At 48.4% G+C, this 4,505-nt stretch carries 2 protein-coding genes and 3 pseudogenes; all 5 read right to left on the bottom strand.

The window, feature by feature from the left end; all coding sequences use genetic code 11:
- Positions 1-505: 505 nt before the first annotated feature.
- Positions 506-718, bottom strand: a pseudogene (locus ACJHW7_RS25115) (hypothetical protein); the annotation flags it as partial.
- A 1,175-nt stretch (positions 719-1,893) separates the two neighbouring features.
- Positions 1,894-2,055: pseudogene (locus ACJHW7_RS25110) on the bottom strand (AAA family ATPase); the annotation flags it as partial.
- 371 nt (positions 2,056-2,426) lie between these two features.
- Positions 2,427-3,035 (bottom strand): hypothetical protein, encoded by a 609-nt coding sequence (locus ACJHW7_RS25105; protein WP_064754686.1) that lies wholly within the window; start codon positions 3,033-3,035, stop codon positions 2,427-2,429.
- Between the two features lie 87 nt (positions 3,036-3,122).
- Positions 3,123-3,332, bottom strand: a complete 210-nt coding sequence (locus ACJHW7_RS25100) for a helix-turn-helix transcriptional regulator (protein WP_040235183.1) — start codon at positions 3,330-3,332, stop codon at positions 3,123-3,125.
- A 383-nt stretch (positions 3,333-3,715) separates the two neighbouring features.
- Positions 3,716-4,396: pseudogene (locus ACJHW7_RS25095) on the bottom strand (hypothetical protein); the annotation flags it as partial.
- Between the last annotated feature and the right edge of the window lie 109 nt (positions 4,397-4,505).

The raw sequence follows: 4,505 nt of genomic DNA, 5'->3' as shown, positions 1-4,505 counted from the left end.
CCTTGAATCGATGGAAGTCTCATTATTCAGAAGCCGTGCTTCTCAGGGTTCTCCTGCAGTGGATAGTTTGTACGATTTGCTCCTCCGGACACTACGGGCCAGAAAAGTTGAAAATTGAGACTATGTACCAGGTGCCTCAACGTCCGCTCATCGCTCACAACGGACCTTCAGCTCAGCCGCTCCGGCCGCTTCATGCAATGAATGTACGCAGCCAGTCAGAATATTAAGGTGCGGATTTCAGTTCACTTGTCAGCCCTGTGATGCAACAAGTTGCGGCTCCGGTTCGTGGGAGAGATGAAACGACGGTAGCTGAAGTTACTGAAATGAAGAATTCAGAGAGACTGAATGATATGCCTCACCTTTAGTGAATAGTGTAAAAACGGGAGACTCTCACCCGGGATTATCCACTCATGCTCAATGTATAATTTTCGTGTCCCTCACAGGTAAGGGCCGGATACATTTGTTGAGTACGCTGCAGAATTGGTAATCGGGGACCCTGCCGTCTTTAACTCCGGGTCTTATGCTGCTCATTTGCCACAAAATCCAGGTGCGCCTGCTCAATCATTTCATTCAGCATTTTTTTTGGGGGGACACCACGACTTCGGGCAATACTTTCAAGCTGTTTGTGGATTTTTCCGGACAGTTTCAGCGGGACGGAACCATCAGCACGTTCATCACGCCTTTTTTGTTGCTCCCTGGCACTTTTCAGTTCATCCACAATATAGCTGCTCTTCTCGCATTTTTGCCGATTTTAAAAATGCGAACAAAACATCCGTACATGATGTACAGATTAAACTGCCAGGGACTGGTGTCAGAAAACCTCCGGTTAGCCTGCTCTTTCCGGAATGTGCCGGTTATGAAAAACCGGAAATTCAGTCTCTGTTGTAAGATGTACCCTCTGATACTACGTTTTCGTTTTCTCTGTGTATTTAACTCACTGTATTTATTTTCTTTTTAAGCCTGACTGATATTCTCCGGTCATAGTGTGCCTGATAGACATCCCGTAACCTTCTCATTTTTATATAAAAATACCTGCACTGTCTTCAGCGCATCTGTCTCCTTTAAGTAAAAAATGTTTTCACGTATTGCTGTAAATTCATTTTAAATCAGTATGTTATCCTGATATTGCTGTCTCCTGGTTTGATGCGTAATCGTTCTGCCTTTCTGGATGATTCTGGTGCTTCCGGGTGCATTCTCCTCTGCACATGCAACAGTTCGTCATCGCCACGTGCCCAAAAGCATATAAAAACGAATCGAATCTGATCGTTTTTTCAATCGTTTTTCACAGGAATTTCGTAGGGTGTTCTCCGCTATAGCCTCCATATTTGCTGTCTTTTTCTTCATAAATCGTATGCAATATAACCAGTCTGTCAAGACATCTTCCCTGCTGTTGAGGTGACGATCTCATTTCTGGTCTTTTCCGGGAGAGAGACGGTCAGATGAGCGAGCCGGATTTACTGCCAGAGGTACTCCCCGCGGCAGAAAATAGTGCTCCTGTTTCCGCAATCCGGGATCGGCAACGTCCCATGGTTAATGCCACTTGCAGCGTCAGGCACTGCAGGTTTACGTCGTGATCTGATTTCTTCTGCACTTATCCCGATCACGGAAGTTCCCCCTGCGCAGACATCGGTTCCTGCCGACATCTCACAATACCGCCAGGCAGTCATGCAGTAACACCCGCAATGCGGTCTGCGGTTTTAAGCGCACTCTCCTGTATTCAGTGCACCGATAATGCATCATAGAAAGTCCGGGGGGAGTTACTGAATGTCTGTTAAGTGGTGCCGTGGGTGGAGACTGCTTACTTTTCCACAGTAACTGCAGTCATTCAGGATGCTCAGGAGAGAATATGTCAACGCCACGGGCCGGGCCATTTTCATGCCAGCCAGGATATTTTCAATATTGATGCTGTCTGCTTTTCACCATTTCATCCTCACTGACTGATGTTGTATTTTTGTGCAGCACTACAGATTTGCGTTTCTCTTTTAACTGGTCACGCTCTCCTTTGATATTCAGCGTGGTTGAGTGATGCAGCAGTTGATTCAGGATTGCTGTTGCCCTGCAACCACCATATCAACTTCTTCCCGGCATGCCGGCGCTGGTATCCAGGCCGGGTTTCGAAGTGAAGCGTTCCTGACGGACTCATTGATATCCGGGCCGGATGTAGTCATGCAGCATGGAACGTCTACCCGTATACACTGACGGCGTCCGGCCGTGTACATCTCTTCCGCGGTTCAGGGAGCGCTGTCGCCATGTACTTATTGTCACCAGGAGAGGCATGTACCGCAGCATGCCAGCTCAGCAGTGACAGGATGCCCTTAAGACATCCGTCATGGCTCAGTATGACGACGCCCCCGCTCTGCAGGTGAGCATGCGGGGCCGGGAGCAGCATTCCCGTATTTTGCCGCACCTTCCGGAAGCAACCGGCATCAGTTACGGTTATCGTCAACCGTTGTGCGGTATGCCAGGAGCACGTACTGATCCATCAGATCCGCCAGTGCTGCGTTCTGCTTCTGACGGTCGATGATCCATTCCCCCAGCTCTTTTTCTGATTTACGTTTCAGGTTCTCCGTCCAGTCGTCAAGGCTGTTTCCGGTCATTAAATCAAGCCAGCAAAGCCAGACCAGTTTGAGGCGCAACTCAGTGCCACCAAACTGACGGAAGAGGCTGATCAGTTTATTTGCCAGAGAACGCCGCCTCAGACGTTCACATTCAGACAGCAGAATGCCTTCCAGCATCGGATGATGAACCAGCAGATGTTCGCTGGTGCATAAGTTCACCACCAGATCATCATCCAGGGGCGGCGTGGCCCGTTTGTCAGAGCCATAAATCAGCCGGTGCAGACTCCGGGGGACGATGGCAATCTCCGGTTTTTCACCATTGAATGACACCCACCCGGGCGTCAGATTATGGAAGTAGTGGATATTCGGATGACATACGCCCCAGGATACGGCGTGCCGGGTGAAGCCGGTCAGCCATTTCTGGTAGCTTTCGTGGAGCAGCTCGTAACGGGTCTGATACTGTGGTTTCATTTTCATATTCCTCACGGGGGATAACAGGCAGCAGAACGCCGCCGGCAGGCCGGAGATTGCGTCTGCTGTGGGTGAAGGGGCAGTGGTTAAAAATTACGGACGGGACTGTGCAATACGCGCCTGCAGCCAGGCTTCCACTTCACTTTTCAGCCAGCGGGAGCTGCGGCCAAGTTTGATGGGAGCCGGAAAGGCCCCATCCTTGATGAGCTTGTAAAACCACTTATCGGTCAGGCCGGTCAGCTGAGTGATAAACGCCATATCGACCATCTGGTCATCCATCAGCGAAACTGGGGGGGGGGTCATAAAAATCTCCTCCGGATGTTGTTAATCTCAACCGGCGTTGATGATGAAAACAACGCACCACCTTCACCGGCATAACAACCGGGGAGAAACGTAAAAAATCAGTAGGGGAATATTCCTGCCAGGAGAGAAACGGTTGTGTACAGGCAATACAGGTTGTCTGTTTTGTCAGTGAAGCCGGTATAAACGGAAGATGATTTTGTGTTGCCGGAATATGGGATGGTATTTTGTCGTGACGGAATCAGTATTTTCAGTGATGATTATTACTGCGCAGGGGAGTACCGGAGAGAAACCACGCCCTGTACCTGCCAGAGCGGTGGTTTGTATTGACTGAACGGAAGATAAAGCGAGGTAAACACTGTTGTGGTGAGCGGAGAAGACTGAGATTATTCTCTGTAATTACAAACAACAGTGATCTTATCCGGTTTTTTTACCGTTACGGGTTTCAGGGGATCAATTTTATAGACCGGGGTAATGACCACGCCGTAATTTATGGAGAAAAGCGGGATCCAGCAATAAACGTCAGGATATTTCTGTGTCTCCGGAATACCTTTTGTGCCAGAGGCCATCAGATCTTTAACGCTCACGAAAAATGACTTCCGCAGATCAAAAAAGTACTCGTTATATATCACATCCTTTGCCAGCAGGATGACTGCATTACCAACAGCCGATTTTACAGGTGTTTCATCAGGTGGATTATCGTGATTGTATATTGTTCTTTCTATATAAATAAAACAGGCATATTTCGTCTTCTCCCCGGATAGTTGCATCTGGTATTCGCAAATGTCTTTGATATACCGACTTTCAACCCTTCCAATCATCTTATCCCGGCGATAGTGTCTTTTATGTTTCAGCGCGTACAGAACACCATTTGAACTGTCAAACTCCAGGACACTTCTGGTGAAAAGTTTGTTTTCCCAGATCTCCAGACAATACTTCTCTGCACTGACGACATTGCGTTTGTGGGGAAGATTCCGTTGATACACTCCATTTAATAAGCGTGACTGCAGTTCGCCTGCAAGTTGATAGTAACAGTTAATGTCATTAAGGACAGGTGCTGTGGCGTTGGATTTGCCCCTATATTTCCAGACACCTGTTATCACTTAACCCATTACTGGCTTGCTGCCGTAGATATTCCCGTGGCGAGCGATAACCCAGTGCACTATGCGGATGCCA

The organism is Escherichia sp. WS1152 (assembly GCF_046487665.1).
In the GTDB taxonomy this organism is placed as follows: Bacteria; Pseudomonadota; Gammaproteobacteria; order Enterobacterales; family Enterobacteriaceae; genus Escherichia; species Escherichia coli.
The sequence above is the reverse complement of the archived record's forward strand: the minus strand, read 5'-3'. Positions and strand labels throughout refer to the sequence as shown.

Coding starts and splice junctions, on each gene's coding strand:
- ACJHW7_RS25105 (WP_064754686.1), bottom strand. CDS start 3,035: ATGAAAATGAAACCACAGTATCAGACCCGTTACGAGCTGCTCCACGAA.
- ACJHW7_RS25100 (WP_040235183.1), bottom strand. CDS start 3,332: ATGACCCCCCCCCCAGTTTCGCTGATGGATGACCAGATGGTCGATATG.